24 protein-coding genes are annotated in these 22,670 nt (G+C 59.7%); 8 read left to right on the forward strand and 16 right to left on the reverse strand.

Translation table 11 applies throughout. From position 1 onward, the window contains the following. Positions 1-73: 73 nt before the first annotated feature. On the forward strand, positions 74-1,012 hold the full coding sequence (ttcA, locus tag QDT79_RS17025; protein ID WP_107226282.1) for a tRNA 2-thiocytidine(32) synthetase TtcA: 939 nt from the start codon (positions 74-76) through the stop codon (positions 1,010-1,012). A gap of 146 nt (positions 1,013-1,158) precedes the next feature. Next, complete coding sequence (locus tag QDT79_RS17030) at positions 1,159-1,557, forward strand: VOC family protein (RefSeq protein ID WP_004930496.1); 399 nt, start codon at positions 1,159-1,161, stop codon at positions 1,555-1,557. A 218-nt stretch (positions 1,558-1,775) separates the two neighbouring features. Here QDT79_RS17030 and zntB read toward each other — a convergent pair whose 3' ends face one another. Next, complete coding sequence (gene zntB, locus QDT79_RS17035; protein WP_308316809.1) at positions 1,776-2,759, reverse strand: zinc transporter ZntB; 984 nt, start codon at positions 2,757-2,759, stop codon at positions 1,776-1,778. A 50-nt stretch (positions 2,760-2,809) separates the two neighbouring features. Between zntB and QDT79_RS17040 the strand changes: the two genes are divergently transcribed. The 3 genes from QDT79_RS17040 to QDT79_RS17050 all read left to right on the forward strand — a co-directional run bounded on the left by QDT79_RS17040 (position 2,810) and on the right by QDT79_RS17050 (position 5,105). Further along, complete coding sequence (locus QDT79_RS17040) at positions 2,810-3,619, forward strand: hypothetical protein (protein ID WP_253718988.1); 810 nt, start codon at positions 2,810-2,812, stop codon at positions 3,617-3,619. A gap of 5 nt (positions 3,620-3,624) precedes the next feature. Continuing rightward, the gene (locus QDT79_RS17045) at positions 3,625-4,662 is read left to right on the forward strand and encodes a hypothetical protein (protein ID WP_373275490.1); all 1,038 of its coding nucleotides are present in this window, start codon (positions 3,625-3,627) and stop codon (positions 4,660-4,662) included. A 194-nt stretch (positions 4,663-4,856) separates the two neighbouring features. After that, the gene (locus QDT79_RS17050; protein WP_004930507.1) at positions 4,857-5,105 is read left to right on the forward strand and encodes a hypothetical protein; all 249 of its coding nucleotides are present in this window, start codon (positions 4,857-4,859) and stop codon (positions 5,103-5,105) included. Between the two features lie 158 nt (positions 5,106-5,263). Here QDT79_RS17050 and QDT79_RS17055 read toward each other — a convergent pair whose 3' ends face one another. Continuing rightward, positions 5,264-6,898, reverse strand: coding sequence for a peptide ABC transporter substrate-binding protein (locus tag QDT79_RS17055; RefSeq protein WP_060439841.1), 1,635 nt, complete (start codon positions 6,896-6,898; stop codon positions 5,264-5,266). Between the two features lie 159 nt (positions 6,899-7,057). Next, positions 7,058-7,408 (reverse strand): hypothetical protein, encoded by a 351-nt coding sequence (locus QDT79_RS17060; protein WP_063990008.1) that lies wholly within the window; start codon positions 7,406-7,408, stop codon positions 7,058-7,060. 206 nt (positions 7,409-7,614) lie between these two features. On the opposite strand from QDT79_RS17060, the gene mpaA reads away from it, so the two are divergent. Continuing rightward, positions 7,615-8,322, forward strand: a complete 708-nt coding sequence (gene mpaA / locus QDT79_RS17065) for a murein tripeptide amidase MpaA (protein ID WP_063990009.1) — start codon at positions 7,615-7,617, stop codon at positions 8,320-8,322. 3 nt (positions 8,323-8,325) lie between these two features. Here the strand turns inward: mpaA and ycjG are convergent, their stop codons facing one another. Then, positions 8,326-9,300 (reverse strand): L-Ala-D/L-Glu epimerase, encoded by a 975-nt coding sequence (ycjG, locus tag QDT79_RS17070; RefSeq protein ID WP_308316811.1) that lies wholly within the window; start codon positions 9,298-9,300, stop codon positions 8,326-8,328. A gap of 225 nt (positions 9,301-9,525) precedes the next feature. Here ycjG and tpx point away from each other — a divergent pair, with 225 nt between their 5' ends. Next, positions 9,526-10,029 carry a thiol peroxidase gene (gene tpx, locus QDT79_RS17075; protein WP_063990011.1) on the forward strand — a complete coding sequence of 168 codons (504 nt, stop codon included), beginning with the start codon at positions 9,526-9,528 and terminating at the stop codon, positions 10,027-10,029. Between the two features lie 57 nt (positions 10,030-10,086). Here tpx and tyrR read toward each other — a convergent pair whose 3' ends face one another. The 7 genes from tyrR to pspA all read right to left on the reverse strand — a co-directional run bounded on the left by tyrR (position 10,087) and on the right by pspA (position 16,085). Continuing rightward, positions 10,087-11,658, reverse strand: coding sequence for a transcriptional regulator TyrR (tyrR, locus tag QDT79_RS17080; RefSeq protein WP_063990012.1), 1,572 nt, complete (start codon positions 11,656-11,658; stop codon positions 10,087-10,089). Between the two features lie 313 nt (positions 11,659-11,971). After that, on the reverse strand, positions 11,972-13,033 hold the full coding sequence (locus QDT79_RS17085) for a YcjF family protein (protein ID WP_004930545.1): 1,062 nt from the start codon (positions 13,031-13,033) through the stop codon (positions 11,972-11,974). Then, positions 13,030-14,427, reverse strand: coding sequence for a YcjX family GTP-binding protein (locus tag QDT79_RS17090; RefSeq protein ID WP_107226287.1), 1,398 nt, complete (start codon positions 14,425-14,427; stop codon positions 13,030-13,032). Before QDT79_RS17090 ends, QDT79_RS17085 begins: the two co-directional genes overlap by 4 nt. Further along, positions 14,408-14,674: a phage shock protein PspD gene (gene pspD / locus QDT79_RS17095; RefSeq protein WP_031299672.1), complete on the reverse strand. Its 267-nt coding sequence runs from the start codon at positions 14,672-14,674 to the stop codon at positions 14,408-14,410. Before pspD ends, QDT79_RS17090 begins: the two co-directional genes overlap by 20 nt. 96 nt (positions 14,675-14,770) lie before the next feature. Then, complete coding sequence (gene pspC / locus QDT79_RS17100; RefSeq protein WP_004930552.1) at positions 14,771-15,130, reverse strand: envelope stress response membrane protein PspC; 360 nt, start codon at positions 15,128-15,130, stop codon at positions 14,771-14,773. After that, complete coding sequence (gene pspB, locus QDT79_RS17105) at positions 15,130-15,357, reverse strand: envelope stress response membrane protein PspB (protein ID WP_004930553.1); 228 nt, start codon at positions 15,355-15,357, stop codon at positions 15,130-15,132. The genes pspC and pspB overlap by 1 nt, the downstream gene beginning before the upstream one ends. A gap of 62 nt (positions 15,358-15,419) precedes the next feature. Further along, positions 15,420-16,085: a phage shock protein PspA gene (pspA, locus tag QDT79_RS17110; RefSeq protein WP_025303000.1), complete on the reverse strand. Its 666-nt coding sequence runs from the start codon at positions 16,083-16,085 to the stop codon at positions 15,420-15,422. Positions 16,086-16,269: 184 nt separating this feature from the next. Between pspA and pspF the strand changes: the two genes are divergently transcribed. Next, the gene (gene pspF, locus QDT79_RS17115) at positions 16,270-17,277 is read left to right on the forward strand and encodes a phage shock protein operon transcriptional activator (protein ID WP_063990015.1); all 1,008 of its coding nucleotides are present in this window, start codon (positions 16,270-16,272) and stop codon (positions 17,275-17,277) included. A gap of 157 nt (positions 17,278-17,434) precedes the next feature. Here the strand turns inward: pspF and QDT79_RS17120 are convergent, their stop codons facing one another. The 5 genes from QDT79_RS17120 to folE2 form a co-directional block, all read right to left on the reverse strand. Beyond that, entirely contained in the window at positions 17,435-18,565 is a 1,131-nt protein-coding gene (locus QDT79_RS17120; RefSeq protein WP_063990016.1) for an MFS transporter, read from the reverse strand. Positions 18,566-18,595: 30 nt separating this feature from the next. Continuing rightward, a complete protein-coding gene (locus QDT79_RS17125) occupies positions 18,596-19,555 on the reverse strand; it encodes an SDR family NAD(P)-dependent oxidoreductase (protein ID WP_107226581.1) in 960 nt (319 codons plus the stop codon). A 387-nt stretch (positions 19,556-19,942) separates the two neighbouring features. After that, entirely contained in the window at positions 19,943-21,130 is a 1,188-nt protein-coding gene (gene zigA / locus QDT79_RS17130) for a zinc metallochaperone GTPase ZigA (RefSeq protein ID WP_107226290.1), read from the reverse strand. A 10-nt stretch (positions 21,131-21,140) separates the two neighbouring features. Continuing rightward, a complete protein-coding gene (locus QDT79_RS17135; RefSeq protein WP_049202409.1) occupies positions 21,141-21,701 on the reverse strand; it encodes an LbetaH domain-containing protein in 561 nt (186 codons plus the stop codon). Continuing rightward, a complete protein-coding gene (gene folE2, locus QDT79_RS17140) occupies positions 21,691-22,617 on the reverse strand; it encodes a GTP cyclohydrolase FolE2 (RefSeq protein ID WP_308316812.1) in 927 nt (308 codons plus the stop codon). The genes QDT79_RS17135 and folE2 overlap by 11 nt, the downstream gene beginning before the upstream one ends. Positions 22,618-22,670 lie beyond the last annotated feature (53 nt).

Raw genomic sequence — 22,670 nt, forward strand, 5'->3', positions numbered from 1 at the left:
CGGTTGAATGGTAAACTCGCGGTCTACAACGCCATGCCCCTAGTGCCCCCCATTGAGAATGAGCACGATTTAAATGTCAGAAAAGCAATCCGTTAGCCAAAAAGAGCAGTACAACCTGAACAAATTGCAAAAGCGCCTGCGCCGCAACGTAGGTGAAGCGATCGCCGATTTCAATATGATTGAAGAAGGCGACCGCATCATGGTCTGCCTGTCCGGCGGTAAAGACAGCTACACGATGCTGGAGATCCTGCGCAACCTGCAGCAGAGTGCGCCGATCAACTTCTCGCTGATCGCGGTCAATCTCGATCAGAAACAGCCCGGCTTCCCGGAGCATATTCTGCCCGCCTACCTGGAAAGCCTGGGGGTAGAGTACAAGATCGTCGAAGAGAACACCTACAGCATCGTCAAAGACAAGATCCCGGAAGGCAAAACCACCTGTTCACTGTGCTCGCGCCTGCGCCGCGGCATTCTGTACCGCACCGCCACCGAACTGGGCGCCACCAAGATCGCGCTGGGCCACCACCGCGACGACATTTTGCAGACGCTGTTCCTCAACATGTTCTACGGCGGCAAGATGAAAGGCATGCCACCCAAGCTGATGAGCGACGACGGCAAGCACGTAGTCATTCGTCCGCTGGCCTATTGCCGCGAGAAAGACATCGAGCGTTTCTCGATCGCCAAAGCCTTCCCGATCATTCCGTGCAACCTGTGCGGCTCGCAGCCTAATCTGCAGCGCCAGGTGATCGGCGACATGCTGCGCGACTGGGACAAGCGTTACCCAGGCCGGTTGGAAACCATGTTCAGCGCCATGCAAAACGTGGTGCCTTCGCACCTGAGCGATATCAACCTGTTCGATTTCAAAGGCATTCACCACGGTAGCGCCGTGGTGGACGGCGGCGATTTGGCCTTCGATCGTGAAGACATCCCGATGCAGCCGGTCGGCTGGCAGCCGGAAGACTCGGACGACGCGCTGCCTGCGCCGGAGCGGTTGAACGTGCTGGAAATCAAATAAGCCCCCTCGCCGCTTGCCATCCTGCGAGCGGCGACATTTCCCTTTCTCGACGATCTCGATCCTGTTCACAGTTTGCGCAAAATTTACTGGGCGGTGCCGTTTTTACCCTATACTGTTTATTTATACAGTCACTTGGAGAGCGCGCAATGAATATTACCCCCTGCCTGTCCCACGTCTCGCTAGGCTCCAACGATTTCGAGGCCGCCGCGGCCTTTTACGATCGTGCGCTGGCCGCCTTGGGTTGCCGACGCGTGTTGGAACATCCCGGCGCCATCGGTTACGGCCGCGATTACCCGGAGTTTTGGCTGCAGGTGCCGATCGACGGCCGCCCGGCCTCGCCCGGCAACGGTACGCACGTCGGTTTTTTCGCCACCAGCAAGCAACAGGTGGATGAATTCCATCGTCAGGCGCTGCTGGCCGGCGCCGTCGATGAAGGCGCGCCCGGTTCGCGGCCGCACTACGGTGAGGCTTACTACGGCTGCTTTGTTCGGGATTTGGATGGGCACAAGATTGAAGCCAGCTTCTGGGATGAAAGCGCAGCCTGAAGAAGTGTGGAAGCCGAATAAAAAAATGCCGGTGATTAAACCGGCATTGTACGAATCAAATGTGCTATGCAGTAATTCAAAAATAAGAAAGTAAGACAATTATGGAGCGCAACGCCCATCGCTTGACGTTGCATTCACCTGCGAGAGAGATCATGCCCCATTTCCCCCAGCTAAATGTTGATATTGCTCAATGTTAACCGGGTTTTCGTCATTTTTGCCTACAGCCAGCGGCTGCGCTTCAACCACCAGGCGACGCCAAGCACCAACCCGACCAGCATCAGGCAAAATGCCGCAAATCCGAGGGGATTACCGCCGCCCGGAATACCACCAAGGTTGACCCCGAACAACCCGGTCAGAAAGGTGGTCGGCAGAAATACCATCGCCAACAATGACATGGTGTAAGTGCGGCGGTTCATCGCGTCGGCCATCACCGTGGTGATTTCGTCGGACAAGATGGCGGTGCGCGCGATGCTGCCGTCCAGATCGTCTAATCCCCGCCCCAGACGGTCGGCGATGTCCTGCATGCGGCGGCGATCGTCATCGCTCATCCACGGCAGGCGGTCGCTGGCCAACCGTGCGAAGACGTCACGCTGCGGCGCCATGTAACGGCGCAACACGATCAGCTGTTTACGGATCAACGCCAGCTGGCCGCGCTCCGGCACCTGCTGCTCCAGCAAGGCGTCCTCCAGATCGATAATCTTGTCGTGCAGATCCTCGATAAATTCGCTGGTGTGATCGGTCAACGCATCGGAAATCTCCACCAACCAGCTGCCGCTGTTGGTCGGCCCGGCGCCGCTTTGCAGATCGTTCACCACCTGATCGATGGAATACACCTTGCGGTGCCGCGTGGAAATAATCAGTTTATCGGTGATGTATACGCGGATGGTGACCAGCTGGTCCGGCCGTGAGTTGGCGTTGAAGTTGATGCTGCGCAGGGTGATCATCGTACCTTCGCCCTGGCGGCTGACTCGCGGCCGTGAGCTTTCGCCGGAGAGCGCTTCGCGCACGGAGTCCGGCAGCAGCGGCGTGGTACTCAGCCATTCAGCGCTGGCCGGGTGCGCATAATCGAGATGCAGCCAGCACGGCGCGTCGCAGGTGATCTTGTCATCCTGCCCGATCGGCGTTACGCCCCCCTTACCGTCCAGCTGATAAGCGTAAACCGCATCGGCGACCTGCAGCTCGCTCCCCTCAATCACATCCATTCATTTATCCCCTCAGTCTTGCTTATGTTGCTGAGTCTAGCGTTAACGCCTTGGAGATCAAAGGCCAAGCTGTAACGCCAGTTTTCACATTGTCCTATAAGCGTGGTCTATACTTCTGCCGCAAGGAACGCAAGACAGCCCGAGAGGAGACTCGCATGTTACAAATCAGCGCCGCAGATATCTTGAAAATCGTCTTACCGACCGTCATTACGCTGTTTATCGCCGTCGTCAAAACCCCTTTTCGCATTCGGCGGGAAAACCACGATAAGCTGCTAAACCTGCTCGAATCCGTCGAGAAGCCCCAAAGCGCTCCCATACGCCTGTTGCGCTTTCGCGACTATATCGGCAACAGCAGCGCCGGCCTTGTTGCGCTGCAGCTGCTGTTGGCGTTACCGGACAGCGTAGCGGCGCTGGAACGCTATCGCTTCACCGGTGGCCGCCAGCAAATCTTGCGCGCCACGTCCGCAGGCTTCGTTTTGCGGCCGAGCGCCAATAACGCTTTCAAGCGTTTCCTGCTTTCCTGCCGCTACTTTTTGCTGTATTTGGTGTTCGTTACGCTGCTGGTGCTGTTCCCCGCTTTGACTCAATGGGGACTCCAGCAGTTAGGGGTATTGATTACGCCCTATTCACTCAGCTATCTGCCTAATGCAGGCATAACCAACGGCTGGCAGCTGCTGTTCCCTGGCTTATTATTTATTATCATTATGCTCAGCCTGACATATCTGACCTTCAGGCAACTGGCACGCGCGGGTAACCTCAGCTCGGAACGCGCCTTTTATCGCTACTATCAACGAGCGCGTGAGGAACAACGATGCCGGGAGGTTCTGAAACAAATGCGCACTGCGCTGCGCCAGACCTGACGAGGATGCGCCGCCTGCGCTGCATCGCAATGGCCGCTCTGTTGTTGTTGAGCCAATCGGTTCGTGCAGAGCCGCTGTTGGAGCGTCTCGCCACGCCCTATCACGCGCCGACGGCGGCGGGTTCACTGCCTTATTTTGTCGCTCACGCTCAATCCCCCCAGCCACGCACCGCACTGGTGGTGATGCACGGGCATCCACGCGACGCCGCCAAGTCGTTGCAAGCGGCGATCGACGCCGCGCAGGGAGCGGGAGACAACGGCTTGCTGGTCGCCCCGCTGTTCCCGGTGCCGGAAAAACTCGCCGCCCACTGCCATTCCGCCGGTCTCCCCCAGCCGCAAGACGGCGACGCTCTGTGGCGCTGCGGCTCCTGGATCGCAGGCGGTTTGGATAATGACGGCAAAACCGGCTCGTTCAACGCCATGGATAGCCTGCTGGCCGACCTGAAACGGCGCTGGCCGTCGCTGCAGTCGATAACCGTGGCCGGTTTTTCCGCCGGCGCCCAGTTCGTGCAGCATTATGTCGGCTTTGCCCATCCGCCAGGCGGAGTGCGTCTGCGCTATGTGGTAGCCGACCCCGGCAGCTGGCTCTACTTTGATAATCTGCGCCCCCAGCCAACCAACGGGGAGCGCTGCAGCAGTGAAAAAACGTGTCGATTCCGCTGGCAAACGGTGAACGCCGGCCAGTGCCCACAGGCCAACCGATGGAAATACGGGCTGGAAGCGCTTCCCGCTCACCTGCAGCGCACCGCAAACGCGGCCCGCCTGCGCTATGTGGCGGCCGATATCACCTATCTGGCCGCCGCCGAGGATACCGGTACCGCGCCGGGCGCCTACTATCGAATACTCGACAAATCCTGCACCGCCCAGCTGCAGGGCCCCTACCGTTTACAACGCGCCCTGGCCTACGCCGACTACGATCGGCGTTATCTGGCGCCGGAGAAGCCGCATCGGTTAACGATCGTTCCCGGCTGCGGGCACAACGTCGCCTGCGTATTTCCCGCCCCGGCGGCCAGGCGGGCGCTTTTCCCCATTAATGCAGACTAATAATAACGGCAATGAAATAAACCCTTGCCGATAAATCAGACAATATCGCCGATAAAGCGCTGGCAATGCCGTTATTATTATGACTTAACATATTGCTATCAATTTTAATTCGAAATGATAATAATAAATCAACACAAAGCTGTTTCAGCGCAAATTTTAGGGGCATATACTTTTCTCACTACGAGGAGGTAGTTATGTTACGCGACCATTTAAAAATAAACGCCAGTGACACGCTGGAAAAAATCAGCAATATCCATTTGCAAAACCAGGGCCAGGAAGAGATCAGTGAGTTTGTGGTGAAAAACGCCGCCGGCCTGCAGATTGGCAAGGTCTCCGTCCACGATCGTTTCAGCACTCGCCGCTCTTATCCCACCAGCTATCGCATCACCCAAACCGACATGAGCGGCCGGGTGGTAGTGGATGCCATGCGGGACTGTCTCTAAGCGTAACCACTCTCTGAAATAGCGAAAAATAATGTGATGATGGCAACCCTGTTTATTATTAAACGGGGTTTATCGCGTGGTGAAATTAATTACCCTCTTCGTTGCACCGTCGAAAAAATAAAGCCCCCGCATTACGCGGGGGCGGAAAATAAGCCCAATCAGTGTTTGATAATATACATCGTTTGGCTATAGGCCACGTCTTCCGGATTGGTGATCGGGTAGCCTTTTACCCACGGTTTGATCAGGCGGCCGTTGGTGTACTGGTAAATCGGCGCGATCGGCGCCTGATCGGCAATGATCTGCTCCATCTTGTTGTAATCGGCGGTCACCGCCGCGGGATTGGTTTCCCGCCCCGCCTGCGCCAGCAGCTTGTCGTAGTCCGCATTCTTGAACTTGGCGATGTTGCCGCTGTGGGTGGAGGTCAGCAGCGACAGGAAGGTCGACGCTTCGTTATAGTCACCCACCCAGGAGGCGCGGATCACGTCGAAATTGCCGGTGTTGCGGCTATCGATATAGGTTTTCCACTCCTGGTTTTGCAGCTTGACGTCAATGCCGAGCTTCTTCTTCCACATCGAGGCCACGGCGATGGCGATCTTCTGGTGGCTTTCCGAGGTGTTATACAGCAGCGTCAGCTTCAGCGGGTTGTTCGGGCCGTAGCCGGCCGCCTGCAGTAACGCCTTGGCCTGCGCGTCCAGTTCCGCCTGCGATTGCTGTTGCAGCAAACTCGCCTCCGGTTTGAACCCGGCGGTCACGTCGGGCGTGAAGTGATAGGCCGGTTTTTCGCCGGTGCCCAACACTTTTTCCGCGATAATCTTGCGATCGATGGCGTAGGACAAGGCCTGGCGCACCCGCACGTCGTTGGTCGGCGCGCGCTGGGTGTTGAACGCGTAGTAATAGGTGCCGAGCTGGTCCGGCGTGTACACCTGCCCCGGAATGTCTTTCAGCAGCTTCTGATACATGTTTTTCGGGAAGGATTCGGTGATGTCGATGTCACCCGCCAGGTAACGCTTGGTGGCGTTGGATTCCTGGTTGATCGGCACGAAGGTCACTTTGGTCAGCACGGTATGCGCATGATCCCAGTAATGATCGTTAGGCGTCAGCACCAGCTTCTCGTTCACCACCCGCTCCTGCAGTTTGAACGCGCCGTTGCCCACCAGATTGCCGACCTTGGTCCAGTCGTTGCCGTATTTTTCCACCACCGCCTTATTCACCGGGAACAGACTGAAGTTAGCCGTCAGGCTGACGAAGTAAGGCACCGGTTTGTCCAACTGCACTTTAAGCGTGTAGTCGTCCGGCGCCGACACGCCCAGGCGATCGGCCGGCAATTTGCCGCTGATGATCTGTTCGGCGTTCTGGATCCCCGCCAGCTGTGCGAACCAGGCGAACGGCGACAGATTTTTCGGCTCTACCAGCCGCTGCCAGCTGTAGACGAAATCCTTCGCCGTGACAGGGTCACCGTTTGACCATCGCGCGTCTTTGCGCAGATGGAAAATGTAAGTCTGGTTGTCGCTGGTCTGCCAGCGTGTGGCGACGCCGGGGATCACTTTCCCGTTGGCGTCCTGATTGACCAGCCCTTCGAACAGATCGCGCGCCAGCTGGGCCTCCGGCAGGCCAACCGCTTTGATCGGATCGAGCGAGGCCGGTTCGTCTTTAATGTGGCGCACGATTTCCTGTTTGGCCGCCAGCGCGGTGCCCGGGGGAACCTGCGCCGCCATGGCGCTGCTCATACAGGCGCCGATCGCCGCCGCGCAAAGCGCCAAACGAAAACCCCGTTGCATTTTTCTTCCCGTCATTATGATGTTCCCCCGTTAACCATCTGAATTTTTTATCATATAGCACAAGATCCGTCCGGCCTAGCGCTCACGGCCGAGAAGTTGCCAAAAGTGCGATTCAGGCGATAAAAAAACCCGTGCGGCGCAGGGCGGCACGGGCGGTGTTTGCAGCAGCGACCGTCAGTCGTACAGGTGGATGCTGTCGATGCGGTAGCTGAACTCTTCGCCCTCTTCTTCATCGAACACGGTGAAAAAGCCTTTCTCAGCCAGCGGACGGGCCGAAATATCGGTTTTTTGCAGCTGACGCGCGTCGGCGTCGTCGTAGCCGTAATCAAGGTAGAAGACATCTTTCTGGTAATCGATATGCAGGGTGAACGGATAGTTCGATTCGTCCCCGCGCCCGTCGTCGTTTTTCACCACGCCGAACCACTCCCCCTGGCGGATCTGGTTTTCAGCGTCCACGCCGCACAGCAGCGTGATGGTATCATTTTCATTTTCGCTATAGCTGGCGATGATTCTGGCTACTGGCATGTTAAATCCTCTTGCGGGTGATTGGCTTAGCACTGCCGTTAGTATAACAACAGCGTCAGGCCAGGTGCGGTTTAATTGGCGTTTTCGCCGCCGCCGCGTCACAGATCGCGCAAACGCCGCACAATTGCGATGGGAAAGATGCCTCAAAGCGTAATACACTGAATAAAATGACAATGACTCTCGGCCTTTTACTCAGGGACAACACCATGACCGAACATCGACCGCGCAGTGAACGTGGCCAGTTGGCCGTCGCAGGAGAGAATTACGGCAGCTCGCTGCTGGGCGCGCCGCTGCTCTATTTCCCGGCGGCGGTCAGCGGCCCGGAGACTGGGCTTATCATCGCCGGCACCCACGGCGATGAGAGCGCCGCCATCGTGACCCTGTCCTGCGCGCTGCGCAGCATTGCGCCCGAGCAACTGCGTCACCACGTGGTGCTGGCGGTCAACCCCGACGGCTGCCAGCTGGGGCTGCGCGCCAATGCCAACGGCGTCGATCTGAACCGCAACTTCCCGGCCGCCAACTGGCGCTCCGGCGATACCGTCTACCGCTGGAACAGCGCGGCGCCGGTGCGCGACGTCAAGCTTTCCACCGGCGGGCGCCCCGGTTCCGAACCGGAAACTCAGGCGCTGTGTCACCTGATCCATCGCCTGAAGCCGCACTGGGTGGTGTCGTTCCATGAGCCGCTGGCCTGCATCGAAGATCCCGCCAGCTCGCGACTCGGCGTTTGGCTGGCGCATAAGTTCGAGCTGCCGCTGGTGACCAGCGTCGGTTATGAAACGCCCGGTTCGTTCGGCAGCTGGTGCGCGGATCTGTCGCTGCCGTGCATCACCGCCGAATTCCCGCCGATCTCCGCCGATGCCGCCAGCGAGCGCTACATCGACGCGATGACCGAGCTGCTGACCTACCCGAATTAATCCCTACGGGGCGATATCGACGATCGCCCCGCATTCGAACGCCAGGCCCGGTTCGACGTCCCGCGCCAGCCAGGTTGGGCCGTCCAGATCGACGAAGCGGGCCGCCGGCGCCAGCGGCAAGGCGGCGGATATCGCCCGCGACGTGCACAACATGCAGCCAAGCATGATAGCGAACCCTTGTTCGCGCGCGGCCTGCGCCAGCGCCAACGCCTCGGTCAAGCCGCCGGTTTTGTCCAGTTTGATATTGACCATCTGATAGCGCTGTGCCAACCGCGGCAGATCGGCGCGGGTGTGGCAGCTCTCATCGGCGCAGATCGGCAGCGGATGAATAAAGTGCTCCAGCGCGGCGTCGTCACCGGCCGGCAGCGGCTGCTCCAGCATCGCCACGCCAAGATCGGCCAGCAACTGACAGCGCGCCGCCAGCCCTTCTGCCTGCCAGGACTCATTGGCGTCGACAATCAGCGTCGCCTGCGGCACCGCAGCGCGGATCGCCACCAATCGTTCGCTGATATAGTGATCGTCGAGTTTGATCTTCAGCAGCGTGGCGCCCTGCTGCTCCAGTTCACGCGCGGCGAAGGCCATCGCTTCCGGCGTGCCGATGCTGACGGTCTGCGCCATACGGATATGCGCCGGGGCCGTCACGCCGCTGCGCTGCCACAGGCTCTGCCCGTGCAGGCGGCACTCCAGATCCCACAGCGCCGAATCCAGTGCGTTGCGGGCGGCGCCCGCCGGCATCTGCACCCGCAGCTGTTCGCGGGTCATGCCTTGTGCGATCGCCGGCGCCATCTCTGCCAGCTGTGCCATCACCGATTCCTCGCTCTCGTCGTAGCGCGGGTACGGCGTGCATTCACCGATGCCGCGCACGTCCTGCTGTTCGATTTCGACCACCACCACCCGGGCTTCGGTGCGGCTGCCGCGCGCAATCACGAAGGCGGTATGCAGCGGCCAGGCTTCCGGGTAAAAACGCATGTCTCTCATAACGGCTCCTGAGCGAAAACTGCGCATTCAGCCAGGCTGATGCGCCGGTGATGTTTTATAGAACAGCCTAATATATACAACTATTTAGCAAACTTTGATATCCAATCCGCCCCGGTTGTCATAAACTGGCGCCAGGGTGTGAACCTGATGTTAAATGCCGTTACCGGCGCACCGTTTCATCAGGTTCATACCCTTTGTATAAACACCTGTAAAAGGAATCTAGCAATGACTCAGACAGTACATTTTCAAGGCAATCCGGTCAGCGTAGCGGGCAAGCTGCCACAGCAGGGCGAACAGGCCAAGGCCTTCTCACTGGTTGCCAAAGACCTGTCAGACGTGGCGCTGAGCAGCTTCGCGGGTAAACGCAAAGTCCTGAACATCTTCCCTAGCATCGATACCGGCGTCTGCGCGACTTCGGTGCGTAAATTCAACCAGCTGGCCAGCGGCCTGGATAACACCGTGGTGCTGTGCATCTCCGCCGATCTGCCGTTCGCGCAGTCTCGCTTCTGCGGCGCGGAAGGCCTGAGCAACGTGGTTACCCTGTCCACCCTGCGCGGCACCGAATTCAAGCAGGCGTACGGCGTCGAAATCGCCGAAGGCCCGTTGGCAGGCCTGACCGCGCGTGCGGTCGTGGTGCTGGATGGCCAGGATAACGTGCTGTACAGCGAGCTGGTGAACGAAATCACCACCGAGCCGGACTACGACGCGGCGCTGGCTGCGCTGAAATAACAAAGCCGGCGTTCGCCGGCTTTGGATACCCATTAAAGGCGCCGCACGGCGCCTTTCTTATTCCTCGCCCTCAGCGCCGCCTTTACGGCTGCTCAGGCCATACTCGCGCAGCTTGTTGGCGATGGCGGTATGGGAAACGCCCAGTCGCTTCGCCAGCTTGCGGGTGCTGGGATAGGTGCGATACAGGCGCGTCAGCACCGAGCGCTCGAAACGCTTGCTGATGTCGTCCAGCGAGCCGTCCAGCACCTCGTCGCCCAATGACATCTCCACCTCGAACTCCGGCAATACGATATCCTGCGGCCGCAGCTCGTAGCCTTCGGTTTGCGTCAACGCGCGGTAGATGGCGTTTTTCAGTTGGCGTACGTTGCCCGGCCAGCCATATTTGCTGAGGAAGCCGCCCAGATCGTTCGCCAGCTTGGGCCGCGCCACGCCCTGTTCATCGGCGAAGCGCGCCACGAACAGCTCGGTCAGCGGCATGATGTCCTGCGGACGCTCGCGCAATGGCGGGATGGTGATGGTCAGCACGTTGAGGCGATAATAGAGATCTTCGCGGAATTCGCCGCGCTGCACCAGCTCGGTGAGGTTTTTCTGGGTAGCGCAGATCACGCGCACGTCGACGTGCACCTCATGCTCTTCGCCAACGCGTCGGAAGGTGCCGTCGTTGAGGAAACGCAGCAGTTTGGTCTGCATGCGCGGCGACATTTCACCGATCTCATCCAGCAGCACCGAGCCGCCGTTGGCCTGCTCGAAGAAGCCCTTTTTGCCTTCCAGCGCGTTGGGATAAGCGCCCGGCGCATGGCCGAACAGTTCGCTCTCCACCACGTCATCCGGCAGTGCGGCGCAGTTCAGCGCCAGGAACGGCTGTTTGCCGCGCGGGCTGCGCAAATGGCAGGCGCGGGCCAGAATATCCTTGCCGGTACCGGTATCGCCGACGATCAGCAGCGGCGCATCGAGCATCGCCAACTTGCGCGCCTGCTCCAGCACGTGACGCATCTTGGCGCTCACCGCGACGATGTGGTCGAATTCGGTATCGTCGTTCACCGACAAATTTTGCAGCTGGCGGCCCATGCGCGCGGTGGACTTCAGCATCACCACCGCGCCGACCGCGGCCGGCTGCTGCTGTTCGTCTTCCAGGTAGATAGGCGTGATGTCCATCAGGAAGTCCTGGCTGCGGATCACCACCCGCTCGGAATGCGGCGCCGTATGCTCGCTCTCCAGCCAGCGGCTGAAGTTATAGCCGCCGATCAGCGCCCCGGCGGTCTGGTTGCGGATCTTGTCTTCGTTCAGGCTGAACAGCGCCTGCGCCGCCGGGTTGGCCAGCTCGACCTTGCCCTTCATATCGATAGAGAACACCGGTTCCGGCATCGATTCCAGCAGCGCACGCAGCGCGCGATGCTCGCGTTCGGAAGGCATAAAGCTGACGGTGCGCACATCGGTCACGCCGGCGATGCGGCGGATCTCCGCCATCAGCGCGCGGAAAGTATCGAAATCCAGCTGGGAGAAATTGAGGTAAATGCGGCCGATGGGATCGATTTCGATGCCACGCAAGTCAATGCTGCGCGATACCAAAAGATCGAGTAATTCTCGAGTGAGACCGAGGCGGTCTTCGCAAAATACTTCCAAACGCATCAGTGTTGGCCTTATCTCTGCAGGTGCGGGGATCGTTGACGATGATGATACTCCCTCGCACCGGGCGGTAGAAGCAGTCTGTCAGCAAAAGTTGACAGAACTCCGATTTATTGCCGTGGTTGCTGATTTTAAACGCAAGCGGATAACAGCATCGGCGTCATTTTAGCCTACAAACAGAGAGTTATCACAACCAGAATTAATTTTGCAGAGATTTATCACGCACTCACAGGGGGATCGACTTTCGTCAAGTCTCGATTACGTCCGGCGTTGGCGCCGTTGAGAAAACGGCGCCCTGATAGCGCCGTCGTGGGGGTTATTTGGCCTTGCCGTCGCTCTTTTTCAGCGTGTCTTTCAACTGGCCGATCAGCTGGCTGCGGAAATCGCCAAGCTTCGGTTTTTCCCCTTCCAGCCACGGCAGCGGGCGGCACAGTTCCATCGCCTTGATGCCCAGCCTCGCGGTCAACAACCCGGCGCCGATGCCCTGCGCCGCGCGCGCCGACAGCCGCGCCGCCAGATCCTGCGACATCCAGTCCATGCCCACTTCGCGCACCAGCTCGGAGGCGCCGGCGAAAGCGATGTTCAACAGCACCAGTCGGAACAGACGAATGCGGCTGAAGTAGCCCAGTTCAATGCCGTACAGCGCGGCGATGCGGTTGATCAAACGGATGTTGCGCCAGGCGATGAACGCCATATCCACCAGCGCCAACGGGCTGACGGCGATCATCAGCGTCGATTCGGCGGCGGAGCGGCTGATTTCGCGCCGCGCCTGGTTGTCGAGCACCGGCTGCACCAGTTTGGCGTACAGCTCCACCACTTCACGATCGTTTTGCGTTTCATGCAACGAGGCCTGCCAACGCTGCAGCGCAGGATGCCCCTGATCCAGCCCGGCCTGGCGCGCCAGCTTCTCGCAGAATTCGCGCCCTTGCCCCAGCCCGTGGCTGTGCAACAGCTCGCGCGCCACGTCGCGCTCTTCTGCGCGCTGGCGCAACCGATACAAACGCCGCCACTCGGTGACCACCGAACCGACGCCGGCGAACACGATCAGGCCGCCGGCCACGCCGCCGCCCATGGCGATCCAGTCCTGCTGCACCCAGGCGGTATGCACCCACTGCACGCCCTGCGCCACCACGCTGACGCCGAACAGCGCCAGGCCGGCGGTGACCATTTTGCGCCACAGGCTGCGTTTAGGTTTCAGCGCGGCGTTGATGATGCCTTCGGCGCGCCCTTCTTCCTCTTCCTGCTGCAGCTCCGGCGCCGCCGGGAAAAAGCTTTCCGCCTGCTCGGCATCGAAAGCGACGCCGGCGCGCAACGCCGGTTCCTGCGGCGGTTGCAGCGGTTCGTCAAAATCGATACGCGGTTTGATCGGCTCGCTCATCGCAATTTGTCTCCCAGTAAAAACTCCATCACCGCATCCAGACGGATGTGCGGCAACGGGCTGTCCACGCTCATGGCGCGCGGACGAAACTCATCGAAGTGGAACCCCTGGCTCTGCCAGAACGCCGGCCCCGGCAGGCGGGCGGGCACTTCGCCGGGGAACACCGTCAGCGGTGCGCCGTCGCTCAGGCGGTTGCCCTTCAACGCCGGAATGCGTTGCCCCTGATGATCGACGATGCCGCTCTCGGTCGCCTGCACCGAGGCCAGGCCGACGCAATCCATGCTGATGCCCTCGAACGCCGCGTTTTGCCACGCCTCCTGTACCAGCTGTTGCAGCAAGGACACCAGATTGGCGTGCTGATCGGCGGTGATATGGTCCGCCTTGGTGGCGGCGAACATCAGTTTGTCGATGGTCGGCGAAAACAAGCGGCGAAACAGCGTGCGTTTGCCGTAATGGAAGCTCTGCATCAGCTGGGTCAGCGCCAGACGCATGTCGTTGAATGCCTGCGGGCCGCTGTTGAGCGGCTGCAGGCAGTCGACCAGCACGATTTGCCGATCGAAACGGACGAAATGTTCTTTGTAGAAGTTTTTGACGATCGACTGGCAGTAGTAGTTGAAGCGAGCGCGCAACATGCCGATGTTGCTGTGTTTGTCGGCCTGCGCCAGCTTCGATTCGCCGATCGTGGCCACGTCGGGCCACGGGAAAAACTGCAGCGCCGGCGCGCCGGCCATATCGCCCGGCAGCACGAAACGCCCCGGCTGAATGAAGTGCAGCCCTTCGCTTTTACAGCGCAGCAGATAATCGGTGTAAGCCTGGGCGATCGCCGCCAGGCGGTTTTCATCGGCCGGGGCCAGCGGATCGCAGGCCTTGCACAGCTCAAGCCAGGGCTTGGCCCATTCGGCGCGTTCGCCCTGCAGCAGCCCGGTCATCTGGCGCGACCAGGCCAGGTAATCCTGCTCGAGCATCGGCAGATCCAGCAACCATTCACCGGGATAATCGACGATCTCCAGGTACAGCGTGGAGGTGTCTTTGAAATGGCGCAGCAGCGAGTCATTGGAACGGTAACGCAGCGCCAGACGGATTTCGCTGACGCCGCGCGTCGGCGTCGGCCAGGCCGGCGGCGTGCCGTACAACTGCGCCAGCCCTTCGTCATAGGTGAAACGCTGGATGCCGAGATCGCGCTGCGGGATGCGTTTGACGCCCAGCAGGCGCTCTTCGCGCACCGGTGAAAACAGCGGCATACGCGCGCCGCTGTGCACATGCAGCAGTTGGTTGACGAAGGCGGTGATAAAGGCGGTTTTGCCGCTGCGGCTCAGGCCGGTCACCGCCAGGCGCAGATGGCGATCCATTCCGCGGTTGACCAGCGAGGTTAACTCATTTTGCAGTCGTTTCATTGCTCTCCTTGACGTAACGCCCGAATGCCTTGTTCAGGCCTTTACGGAACAACGGTTCCAGCACCAGCGCCAGCACGAAGCGCACCGGTTTGCGGCCGACGGTCTTCAACAGCCAGCCGGCGGCGCCCGCCGGGCCATAATTCAATAACGCTATGATGATGACTTTAGCCAATGTCTTCAACATTGCCGCCGCTCCTCGTTTAAATCCACCCGTTCTGGCGGTGTTCGCAACATCGATTTTATTCATGACAATGCCCTCCGGCACAAGACGATTAAGGTTACATTCACGGGATTACGGCGGCGAAGATGCCCGGCCTGCGCAGGCCGGGTCTCGCAAGAAGGGTTACAGCTTGCGGAAACGGCTCTGTACGCCGAAGGTATCGGACGTCACGTAGCGCTCGACCTGACGCAGCTGCTGCTCGCCGCTGCCCAGCTCATACTCCAGCTGATCGAGCAGCTGGCGCGGCGTCTTCTGATGCTCGCCTTCGAAGCGGCTGGCCGGCGCTTCGTCCAACACGAACACCAGCGCGATATAGGCCACCAGCGTGAAGAAGAACAGCCCGAAGAACAGCGACAGCACCACCATCACGCGGATCAGTCGCACCGGCACGTCGAAATAGTGGGCCAAACCGGCGCAGACACCTTTCACCATGCCTTCTTCGGGAACGCGATAAAGCTTTTTACTGCCCAGCGTCGTGCTCATCAGGACTGTCTCCAGTTCGGGTGTTCCGCATCGAGGATCTCTTCCAGCGCCTGAATGCGTTCACGCATGCGTTTGGCGTCTTCCGCCAGCTGCGCCAGGCGCTGCATTTCTTGCTGACTCAGCTGGATGCCGGTCTGTTGCCGATTGCTGTAATGCAGCCAAAGCCAAATCGGCGCGACAAACAGCACGAAAATTGTCAGCGGAATGGCAAGTAATAAAGCACTCATTGTTATTCCTTCTTATCGGGTCCTGAATTGGCGGCCACCTCCGCGTGTGGCCGCGGTTCGCCTTACTCGGAGCGGTTCATCTTAGCCTTCAGCGCCGCCAGTTGCTCACTGATGGCGTCGTCGGCCTTCAGCTCGGCAAACTCTTGGTCCAGCGACTTCTTTTTACCGATGCTGATGCTTTCCGCTTCGGCTTCCATGTGGTCGATACGGCGCTCGAACTGTTCGAAACGCGCCATCGCCTCATCCAGCTTGCCGCTGTCGAGCTGGCGGCGCACGTCACGGGAAGAAGACGCGGCCTGATGACGCAGCGCCAGCGCCTGCTGCCGCGCGCGGGTTTCGGTCAGCTTGTTTTCCAGCTCGCCGATTTCGCTCTTCATGCGCGCCAGCGTTTCTTCCACGGTCGCCACTTCCTGCGTCAGCGTGGCGATCAGATCGGCCACCTTTTGTTTTTCGATCAGCGCCGCACGGGCCAAGTCTTCTTTATCTTTGCGCAGCGCCAGTTCGGCTTTTTCCTGCCAGTCACTTACCTGGTTTTCACCCTGCTCGATGCGACGCAGCAGCTGCTTTTTCTCCGCCAGCGCGCGCGCCGACGTAGAGCGAACTTCAACCAGCGTGTCTTCCATCTCTTGGATCATCAAGCGCACCAGCTTCTGCGGATCTTCCGCCTTGTCCAGCAGGGTGTTGATGTTGGCGTTCACGATGTCGGCAAAACGAGAAAAAATACCCATAATTCACTTCCTCTTGGTTCTGATGGCGTCTGAAGCGCCGCGTTAAGTCGTACAGCTTGCCCAAAGATATAATCAAAACCCGTGCCAACTTTTATCTTACTGAAAAATAACAAATATTATTTTTTGACTCTCTGCATGCTTGCTGTAGAGTGATTATTTTAACCAAACATTGGCGAATTTCATCATGAACGAGCAGCCAGAGAATTTGTTGGGCGAGGCAAACGCCTTTGTCGAAGTCTTGGAGCAAGTCTCCCAGGTCGCCAAGCTGAACAAGCCGGTGCTGGTGATCGGCGAGCGCGGCACCGGCAAGGAGCTGATCGCGCACCGTCTGCACTACCTCTCCAACCGCTGGCAAGGGCCGTTCATCTCGCTTAACTGCGCGGCGCTGAATGAAAACCTGCTGGACTCCGAACTGTTCGGCCACGAGGCCGGCGCCTTTACCGGCGCCCAAAAGCGCCATCTGGGGCGTTTCGAGCGCGCCGACGGCGGTACGCTGTTCCTCGATGAGCTGGCGACCGCGCCGATGCTGGTGCAGGAGAAATTGCTGCGGGTGATCGAATACGGCCAGTTGGAGCGCGTGGGCGGCAGTCAGCCACTGCGGGTGGATGTTCGCCTGGTGTGCGCCACCAACGACGATCTGCCGGCGCTGGCGGCGGCGGGCAAATTCCGCGCCGATCTGCTGGATCGGCTGGCGTTCGACGTGGTGCAACTGCCGCCGCTGCGCCAACGGCGGCCCGATATCATGCTGTTGGCCGAGCATTTCGCCATTCAAATGTGCCGCGAGCTGGCGCTGCCGCTGTTTCCCGGCTTTACCGAGCGCGCCAGGCAAACGTTGCTCGAGTATGGCTGGCCGGGCAACGTGCGTGAACTGAAAAACGTGGTGGAGCGTTCCGTCTATCGCCACGGCGACAGCGACAGCCCGCTGGATGAGATCGTCATCAACCCGTTTGCGCCACGCGAGGCCGCGCCGGTCGCGCCCGTTCCTGAAGACGCCGGCGCGTTACCGCCGCTGCCGCTGGATTTGAAACACTGGCAGTTGGAGCAGGAGAAGGCATTAATCGAAGCGGCGCTGCAGCAGGGGCGGTTCAATCAGCGCAAGGCGGCGCAGCTGCTGGGGCTCACCTATCACCAGCTGCGCGGTATGCTGAAAAAGCATGCGCTGCTGCAAAACGGCGAAGCGGACGAGGAATAACAACGTGAAGATGGGGTGCCGGTCTTTCCCGGCCGTCAGCTATTAACCCCAGGTTGAGAGATGTGGCCTGAGAACGGCCGCCTGGAGATGTCGGTCTTTCCCGACGGTCACTTCACTGCGCGGGGATGTCCCGCCGATGAATCACCTTCTTGCAAGATCACTGCGGTATTTTTTCTGCCCGGTAAATGACGCCGAGCGACAACGCGACGCAGACCAGAAAGGCATAACGCAGACCGAAAGTTTCGGATAAGAACCCGATTAACGGCGGCCCGATCAGCGTGCCCAGAAAGCCGATGGTCAGCACCGCCGCGATGGCGGCGCTTGGTGCCATGGAAGAAGACCTTGCAGCCGCCCCCGCAACCAGCGGAATTATGGCGCAAATGCCCAGGCCGACCAGGAAAAAACCGATTATCGATGTCACCAACCCCGGTAACCAGGTCGTTAGCGTCATGCCGATGAACGCCAGCATCCCGCCCCACTGCAACGTTCTTCTCACTCCTATCCGATCAACGAACCGGTTCAACATGAGCCGGCCGATGGTCATGGCAGCCATAAATACCGTAAAACCCAGTCCGATGTATTTTCGATCGACCGAGACGACATCCTGAAAATAAACGACGCTCCAGTCGTACATGATGCCCTCACAAGCCATCGAGCAGAAAACGATCAGGCCATAGTTGAACAACGATCGGTCAGGAATGGCAAAAGCACGCCCGGTCTGTTCCAGCTCCGGTTTGTCGAACAACGCACGCCGGCACAGCAAGGCGGATATCAACGCCACCGCCGCTATTCCCACAAAGTGCAGCGGCAAGGCGACATCCCGGCCGATCATTAATGCCCCGATCCCTGCGCCGACAAACCCGGCCACGCCCCATATGCCGTGAAAAAAGGGCAACCTGGTTTTACCGCTGACCGCCTCGGCGATGCTGGCCTGCATATTGTTCGAGACATTGACCGCGCTATAAGCGAACCCGGAGAAAAACAGCAATGCCGCCAGTTGAGGGACCGTCGCGGCGAAGGGCACCAGAAGCAAAAGCATGGCGTTGATCAGAATGGCCGCGACGCCGACCACCCTGCTGCCAAGTTTGGCGATCGCCCATCCCGATATCGGCAGAGACAAGACCACCCCGGCCGACATGGCGAACAGTACGCTGCCGAATACGCCGTCAGACAACGCAAGCCCTCCTTTGATCGTCGCCATCCTTGAGCTCAAACTACCGAAACACAGCCCCAGCATGAAAAACATGCTGGATATCGCCAAGTTTTTTTCTTTCATCATCGACATCATGATCGCCCCCTTATCCGATTAGCGGCCTGGTCAGGCGAAAGCATCAATGCCGGTCAGCGATGCCGAAAGCGCCCACAAACGCTGCGCCTGTTCCGGGTCGATCGCGTATTCCTTCACGCCGACCAGCGCCTGGCTGTCGTGCGCGGCGATGCCGGCAATATCGCCATCCTCACAGTAAAGGCCCCCCAAACCTTGCAATTGCGGTGAAGTGGCGGCCCACACCTGAGTAGCGGCCCCCTGCTGAGGCGTTTTAAGAGCGTCGGGATCGGCCGGATTGCCGTCTTCGTCCATCCAGCCCAGGGCTATCATCTCTGCTCTCGATATGTGCCGCTGCAGCGGCGTGGCGATACTGCCAGGGTGAAGGCTAAATGCGCGGATCCCCCGCGAGCGGCCCAGAAGATCCAACCTGACGGCGAACAGGGCATTCGCCGTCTTCGACTGACCGTACGCCAGCCACTTGTCGTAACCGCGTTCGAACTGCACATCTTCCCAACGGATCGCCGAATGGTGATGCCCGGCGGAGGAGACGGTGACCACCCGCCCTCCATCGGCAATGGCCGGCCACAGCAAGTTGGTCAGCGCATAGTGGCCGAGGTGGTTGGTGGCGAACTGTCTTTCCCAACCTTGCCCCACCCGCGCCTCCAGGCATGCCATCACTCCGGCGTTGTTGATGACAATATCCGCCCGTAGGCTCGATGCGGAAAAGTCAGCGGCGAAGCGGCGCACGCTGTTCAAATCGGCGAGATCGAGTTCGGCGATCTCGACGCCGGCGCTCTGTCCTAACACCTCTTTGGCTGCCGCCGGTGCCCGGCAAGCAACGATGACACGTGCGCCGGCACCGGCCAGCGCCAGCGTCGTCTCCAGACCGAGACCTGAATGACCACCGGTGACGATGGCCTGCGAGCCTGACAGATCCAGGCCTGCGAGCACCTCGTCGGCGGTCGTTTTGGGCCCAAATCCTGACTTGATGGGGGTTTGTTGGGTAATCACAGGCATTCTCCTCACGGTTAACAGTGACCGGCCAAACGCAGCCAGCGCGTCGATGAGAAGAAGTATGAAATTCCGTCACGTGACTGTGAATGCATGAAACCCCGAACTTCTGTCGAGATCGTCCAGGTTACGCGGCGCAAAGAGAAGAGAAGTGGATCATGGCGGCTCGCCAAGCGAGATTTCCGGTCTTAGACAGGCAAAAAAAAAAGCCAGCACCCGAGCTGGCTTAAAAAACACTGGAAGCAATGTGAGCAATGTCGTGCCTTCCACATCAGAGCCGCAAACTGTGGCCTTCCGTGAACTGCCAGGCGATGATAATAGTTATCAGTATCGTCTGTAAAGCACTTTGTTGAGAATTTTTCTCATTTCCACACGAAGATTGCGCAATTACCACTCAGGGAACGGGTCTGCCATGTCCAGCCAATAGTCCACGCCGGCGGCCATTTCATCGTCGCTCAGTAGGCAGTCGTCCAGCAAACGTGCGATCGTCGCCTGCTGCAGATGCTGGCCGATAAACACCAGCTCCTGTCGCATGTCGCCGAACGGCTCTACCCATTTTTCCTGAATATGCGCCCGCGCTTCGGGATCCTGCGGCCAATTGTCTTGCGGGATAGCGCGCCAAAAGGTGCCCGCGAGACCGTAATGGGCGATGCCGCCGGCCTGGCTCCACTGCCCGGCCTGCCGCGGCCGCGTCGCCAGCCAGAAAAAGCCTTTCGAGCGCAGCAGCTTACCGCCGCCCCAGTCGCCGTTAATCACGCGGTAAAATTTGTCCGGCGCAAACGGCCGCCGCGCCTGATAGACGAAGCTGCTGATGCCGTAGTTTTCCGTTTCCGGCACGTGTTCGCCGCGCAGCTCTTTCAGCCAGCCGGGCGCCTGCTGCGCCTTTTCAAAGCTGAAGCTGCCGGTATTCAGCACCGCTTCCAGCGGCAGTTTGCCCGGCGCGATCGGCACTATGCGGGCATCGGGGTTCAGGCTGGCCAGCAGCGCCATCACTTCGCCCTGCTGAGCTGGCGTCAACAGATCGGTCTTGCTGACCAGGATCACGTCGCAGAATTCAATTTGCTCAATCAATAGATCCGCCACGCTGCGCAGATCGTCCTCGCCCAGGCTTTGGCCGGCCTCCTGCAGGCTTTGTGCCTGCTGGTACTGCTGGATGAAATTCACCCCGTCGACCACCGTCACCAGGGTATCCAGCCGGGCGAACTGCGACAGGCTTTCGCCCTTTTCGTCCTCAAAGGTAAAGGTTTCCGCCACCGGCAGCGGCTCGGAGATGCCGCTCGATTCGATCAGCAGGTAATCGAAACGCCCGTCCTGCGCCAGTTCACGCACCGAAACCAGCAGGTCTTCGCGCAGCGTGCAGCAAATGCAGCCGTTGCTCATCTCAACCAGCTTCTCTTCCTGGCGATCGAGATGCACTGCATTTTCAACCAATGCGGCGTCGATGTTGACTTCGCTCATGTCGTTGACGATCACCGCCACGCGCATGCCCTGCCGGTTGTTCAGGATGTGGTTCAGCACCGTGGTTTTGCCGGCGCCGAGAAAGCCGGAAAGCACGGTCACGGGAAGTTGTTTCATGGGAGCCTCATTAAAATTCATTGCGTAATGCCTGGTAACCGCGCACCAGTTCGACGTTGGTGGCGGCCACTTCTTCCGAAAACTGCAGCGCGCCGCGATCGACCTGGGAATAGCGCGACAGGTCGCTGTCCGGCCCTACGCGCTCGGTCGAGGGGATATAGCGATTTTCCGGCAGCGTCACGCCGTCCACCACCGCGTTGTAACGCACCACGCAGCCGGACTGGATGTGGCAGTTGAACAGCACGCTGTTGAAACCGATAAACACCCGATCGTCGATGCGACACGGGCCGTGGACGATGGCGCGATGGGCGATCGAACTGTAACGGCCAATGGTGACCGCCGCCCCGCTCTTGGAGTGGATCACCACGCCGTCCTGAATATTGGAGTGCGAGCCGATGACAATCGGCTCCATGTCGCCGGCGGCGTTCAATTCGTCGGCGCGGATCACCGCATAAGGGCCGACGTAGACGAAATCTTCGACGATCACCCGGCCGCAAATAATGGCGGTGGGGTCGATGTAGGCCAGCGGCGAGACCTGCGGCAGATGGCCGCTGGGATTTTTACGCAGCATGATTTTCTCCCCGCCAGCTCAGCTCCGCCACCGCATTGTGGGCATGCAGGCTCTCCTGATGCTCGACGCGCAGTGAAAAGGCGCGATAATCGCACTGGCTGCGCAGCATGCGATACAGACGGCGCGCCGCGTCTTCGCAAAACATCAGGTTCTGTCCGTTGGCCAGCGCGAAGGCCTGCTCGTCGCGGCGTTTCACCAGCGTTTGTACCGGCGTGCCCAGCGCGTGTTCGATGCGGTCGATCAATTTCACCGGTTCGAACGCCCGTTCATTCTCGGGCGTCACGGTGACCCAGGCCCAGCTGCGCTGGCTGTGAGGGGTGGCCGGCATTCCCTGCTCCAACAGCCACTCGCTCACCTGGCGTTGGCTGACCCGCTCCGCCGCCTGTTCGAAATCAAACTGAAACTGTTGCTGCGCCAACTGACGGCTGAGCGCCGCCGAACTCGGGCAGGTAGAGGAGTAAGGTACGCCGACGGTCAACGCCAGCGTCAGCGTGTTCGTCAGGGTCGCCTCGATGCGCAGCGGGTAAGCCTTCCAGCCGCGCTGCGGCGACAGCAAAGCCGGGCGCGACAGCAGCAGCTCGCCGCTGATCGCCAGGCTGGCGCGATCGCTGTGTTCCGGCTGCGAATCCAGAAAGGCTTGCAGCGTTCGGCCGATGCGCTGCGGCGTCAGCTCGCCCTGCGTCAATTCGTCCAGCGCCAGATACAGCCGCGACATGTGAATGCCGCGTTCGCCCGCCGCTTCGGCGCGCAGGTTGATGCCGGCGTCGACTTTGGCCATCAGTGGCTTGCCGGCCAACTCCAGCGGCAGTGCGATCCCTTGCATCCCGACCCAATCGAGCCCGACATCACTCATTTCGCCGCGCCATGCCTGAGCGTCCGGCAGCGAACGACGTGGTGGAAGTGCAACTTCGTTCATACATCCCCTTGCGTTATTGTGACTTTGCCGAGGAACGGTAACATGATTTTGTT

This window comes from Serratia marcescens (genome assembly GCF_029846115.1).
GTDB lineage: Bacteria > Pseudomonadota > Gammaproteobacteria > Enterobacterales > Enterobacteriaceae > Serratia > Serratia marcescens_L.

Bases quoted from the DNA above. Each gene is read 5' to 3' on its own strand.
- ttcA (WP_107226282.1), top strand. From the start codon at position 74: ATGTCAGAAAAGCAATCCGTTAGCCAAAAAGAGCAGTACAACCTGAAC.
- QDT79_RS17030 (WP_004930496.1), top strand. From the start codon at position 1,159: ATGAATATTACCCCCTGCCTGTCCCACGTCTCGCTAGGCTCCAACGAT.
- zntB (WP_308316809.1), bottom strand. From the start codon at position 2,759: ATGGATGTGATTGAGGGGAGCGAGCTGCAGGTCGCCGATGCGGTTTAC.
- QDT79_RS17045 (WP_373275490.1), top strand. From the start codon at position 3,625: ATGCGCCGCCTGCGCTGCATCGCAATGGCCGCTCTGTTGTTGTTGAGC.
- QDT79_RS17050 (WP_004930507.1), top strand. From the start codon at position 4,857: ATGTTACGCGACCATTTAAAAATAAACGCCAGTGACACGCTGGAAAAA.
- QDT79_RS17055 (WP_060439841.1), bottom strand. From the start codon at position 6,898: ATGACGGGAAGAAAAATGCAACGGGGTTTTCGTTTGGCGCTTTGCGCG.
- QDT79_RS17060 (WP_063990008.1), bottom strand. From the start codon at position 7,408: ATGCCAGTAGCCAGAATCATCGCCAGCTATAGCGAAAATGAAAATGAT.
- mpaA (WP_063990009.1), top strand. From the start codon at position 7,615: ATGACCGAACATCGACCGCGCAGTGAACGTGGCCAGTTGGCCGTCGCA.
- ycjG (WP_308316811.1), bottom strand. From the start codon at position 9,300: ATGAGAGACATGCGTTTTTACCCGGAAGCCTGGCCGCTGCATACCGCC.
- tpx (WP_063990011.1), top strand. From the start codon at position 9,526: ATGACTCAGACAGTACATTTTCAAGGCAATCCGGTCAGCGTAGCGGGC.
- tyrR (WP_063990012.1), bottom strand. From the start codon at position 11,658: ATGCGTTTGGAAGTATTTTGCGAAGACCGCCTCGGTCTCACTCGAGAA.
- QDT79_RS17085 (WP_004930545.1), bottom strand. From the start codon at position 13,033: ATGAGCGAGCCGATCAAACCGCGTATCGATTTTGACGAACCGCTGCAA.
- QDT79_RS17090 (WP_107226287.1), bottom strand. From the start codon at position 14,427: ATGAAACGACTGCAAAATGAGTTAACCTCGCTGGTCAACCGCGGAATG.
- pspD (WP_031299672.1), bottom strand. From the start codon at position 14,674: ATGAATAAAATCGATGTTGCGAACACCGCCAGAACGGGTGGATTTAAA.
- pspC (WP_004930552.1), bottom strand. From the start codon at position 15,130: ATGAGCACGACGCTGGGCAGTAAAAAGCTTTATCGCGTTCCCGAAGAA.
- pspB (WP_004930553.1), bottom strand. From the start codon at position 15,357: ATGAGTGCTTTATTACTTGCCATTCCGCTGACAATTTTCGTGCTGTTT.
- pspA (WP_025303000.1), bottom strand. From the start codon at position 16,085: ATGGGTATTTTTTCTCGTTTTGCCGACATCGTGAACGCCAACATCAAC.
- pspF (WP_063990015.1), top strand. From the start codon at position 16,270: ATGAACGAGCAGCCAGAGAATTTGTTGGGCGAGGCAAACGCCTTTGTC.
- QDT79_RS17120 (WP_063990016.1), bottom strand. From the start codon at position 18,565: ATGATGTCGATGATGAAAGAAAAAAACTTGGCGATATCCAGCATGTTT.
- zigA (WP_107226290.1), bottom strand. From the start codon at position 21,130: ATGAAACAACTTCCCGTGACCGTGCTTTCCGGCTTTCTCGGCGCCGGC.
- QDT79_RS17135 (WP_049202409.1), bottom strand. From the start codon at position 21,701: ATGCTGCGTAAAAATCCCAGCGGCCATCTGCCGCAGGTCTCGCCGCTG.
- folE2 (WP_308316812.1), bottom strand. From the start codon at position 22,617: ATGAACGAAGTTGCACTTCCACCACGTCGTTCGCTGCCGGACGCTCAG.